The following is a 2,705-nucleotide window of genomic DNA, read 5'->3' as shown; positions in this document are numbered from 1 at the left end:
CAGCTCGGCGGAGTCCCGGACCGGTTCGTACTCCCGGTAGGAAATGCCGGCAACATATCCGCCGTGTACAAGGGGCTCCTGGAACTCCAGGAACTCGGGTTCATCGACCGGCTCCCGATGATGACCGGGATCCAGGCAGCAGGGTCAAGCCCGGTGGTCCGTGCAATCCGCGAGAACCTTCCTGAAGTCGTTCCAGAAAAGGCGCCGGAGACGGTTGCAACCGCAATCCGGATCGGCGCACCAGTCAATGCCGAGAAAGCCCTTACGGCAATCCGCAAGACAGGAGGCCTTGCTGAATCCGTTACGGACGATGAGATCCTGCGGATGCAGCGCGACCTTGCCAGAAAGGAAGGCATCGGTGTCGAGCCGGCATCCGCTGCCTCGGTTGCCGGTATCAGGAAACTGGCAGAGTTGGGTATGATCGACCGGGACGAGCGGATTGTCTGCGTTGTCACCGGTCATCTCTTAAAAGACCCGGATACGGTGATCAAACAATGCGAACCCCCGACAGAGATCGATGCAGATCTGCCATCGCTGCTCTCTGCGCTGCACTTGTAATTTCCCTTGTGGGAATACCGGTGGCAGGAGCGCTCTCGGCAGAGTACATCGTCCTGCCAAACGGTACGGCATACCACGCCACCATCGAAATAGCAGATGCAGCGCGCTATGAATTCGCCGATGTCGGCTTCATGGGTGAGAAGGTTCCGCTGCCTGTGAGTAACGTGACACTCACCGGCGACTGCACTCCTTGCAATTTCACCTGGAGCCGTCCGTGGGGTGCCCCGTCTGTCATCATGTTCGACAAGGGAAATTATACCGTCTCCTATCTCGCCCCGCTCTCGGGCAACAACCTCCAGGGGCAGTTCATCCGCCCCTATTCGGTTGCGGTGACAATCCCGGGGGAATTCTCCGTGAAAAACCCGCTCCTTGCCGGGATGAGCCAGGGCGCGAATGTGACGCATCATCCTGACAACACAACGTCAGTCCGGTGGGAAAAGACCACCGTGTTTAACGTCCGGTTCTATGATCAGTGGCATGAGAACATGCTCTGGTTCTTCCTCCAGTTTATGGCTATCCTTACGGTTATTCTGGTAGTCGTCCCTTATCTTCTCTCGATGAAAAAAGCAGAATAATCCCGCTAATCATTTTTTTCTCTGTCAGGATTCGCATACGGGACCGTTAAAAGAAACGTATATACCCCCCGATGCGTAATGAAATAAAGAAAAAAGAGGTCATTTCATGCTTATTGAAAATGCAATCGTTGGAATCGTTCAGCTGGTCGTTGCTATTGTCTTTGCCGTGGTAGCACTCTACATCGGCTTTTCAGTGCTGGGCAAGATCAGCAAGGGAATGGATGAAGAGAAGGAACTTGCAAAGGGCAATGTTGCTGTGGGTATCATTGTTGCAGCAGTCTTCGTTGCCATCGCCATGGTGGTCGAGTCCGGGGTCAGCGGCCTCTCTGCCGGCATCAGCAAGGCACTTGCAGCCGGACTCTTCTCTGCTGATGGGATGATTACGATTGGCCTTGCCTTCTTCCAGCTCATCGCAGGCATTGTTCTTGCAGTTGGTGCGATCTACCTTGCACTGAATATTCTTGACAAACTCACCCAGGGTGTTGAGGAATTCGAAGAACTCAAGAAAGGTAATGTTGCCGTTGCACTCGAGATGGGCGGAGTGATCATCGCTGTCGCCTGGATCATCCAGTCGGGCGTTATCGGCATCACCGCCTCCCTTATCTGAAACTTTTTTTAATTTTTTTTTTTGGATACTCTTTTTCTTCTAAAGCGGATGCATACCCCATGATTTGCGGCAGAGGCAGGTAACCTGCCTGGCAGTTGTCTGCCTCCTGTCATTAATCTCCACTGCCTTTTTTTTAGGCAACTGCGAAATATTTCCGCGCTCCATAGGGATCAGGCTCCGTTATCACAGGAAAAAACCCTTAACTTCCCTAAATTGAAAATCGTTCATTTTATCCCCCAAATGAATTAACGAACACTCCTGAACGATTTCATCAAAGAATATTCCATTTTGTACAACGGGAATTCCCCCGAACACTCGCGACCCTTAATGCAGCGAGTTTCCAACATTTCATTGCGGCACACAGGGCCGAGTCATGAAAAGATGAACGGAGGACCTATGATGAGAACACGATTTGGATTCATACTATGCCTTGCTCTGCTTGCTCTCGCGGGCTGTGCAGGTGTGGCAGCTGCAGCACCTGCCGAAGCCGGGCAGGCGGATACCATCCAACCGTATAACGGTGTTATCGGCCCCGGTAATTCATTGTACGGACTGAAACTTGCGTTTGAAGATCTCGATGAATCATTCACCGTTAACCAGAGCGAGAGACTGCAAAAGCAGATTCGTCACGCGGATCTCCGGCTTGCCGAACTGAAACGTGAACTTTTAGAGAACAAAACAGACACTGCCGACATTGCCCTGGAACACTACCGGTTGAAAATCAACCAGACTGACAACATCCTGGAACCCGTACCGGTCAACGGTACAGGCCCTGCACCGGGGATCGATGAGACGGGGCTCCTGCATGCACGGGAGATGATTGCCAAGCACCAGCAGGTTCTTGGAGATCTCATCCAGAGCCACCCGAATAATACCGGCCTCGAACACGCTTACAACAACAGTGTCCGGCTCGAACAAAAGTTCGCATACAAGATACAGAATGTCAGGACCGGGCAGCAGCAGGC

4 protein-coding genes are annotated in these 2,705 nt (G+C 52.5%); all 4 read left to right on the top strand.

Annotation, left to right across the window (positions count from 1 at the left end; all coding sequences use genetic code 11):
• Positions 1-558 (top strand): pyridoxal-phosphate dependent enzyme (locus tag CW742_RS10065; RefSeq protein ID WP_292419916.1); only part of this gene is annotated, 558 nt, incomplete at its 5' end.
• Positions 495-1,133 carry a DUF5803 family protein gene (locus CW742_RS10060; protein WP_292419915.1) on the top strand — a complete coding sequence of 213 codons (639 nt, stop codon included), beginning with the start codon at positions 495-497 and terminating at the stop codon, positions 1,131-1,133. The genes CW742_RS10065 and CW742_RS10060, both read left to right, overlap by 64 nt.
• Positions 1,134-1,239: 106 nt before the next feature.
• Positions 1,240-1,740, top strand: coding sequence for a DUF350 domain-containing protein (locus CW742_RS10055; protein WP_292419913.1), 501 nt, complete (start codon positions 1,240-1,242; stop codon positions 1,738-1,740).
• 462 nt (positions 1,741-2,202) lie between these two features.
• A partial coding sequence (locus CW742_RS10050) for a DUF5667 domain-containing protein (protein ID WP_292419911.1) occupies positions 2,203-2,705 on the top strand: 503 nt, incomplete at its 3' end.

The organism is Methanoregula sp., assembly GCF_002835825.1.
Classification (GTDB): Archaea; Halobacteriota; Methanomicrobia; order Methanomicrobiales; family Methanospirillaceae; genus Methanoregula.
Note: the sequence above shows the minus strand (reverse complement) of the source record. Positions and strands in the feature narration are given on the sequence as shown.

Bases quoted from the DNA above. Each gene is read 5' to 3' on its own strand.
- CW742_RS10060 (WP_292419915.1), top strand. From the start codon at position 495: ATGCGAACCCCCGACAGAGATCGATGCAGATCTGCCATCGCTGCTCTC.
- CW742_RS10055 (WP_292419913.1), top strand. From the start codon at position 1,240: ATGCTTATTGAAAATGCAATCGTTGGAATCGTTCAGCTGGTCGTTGCT.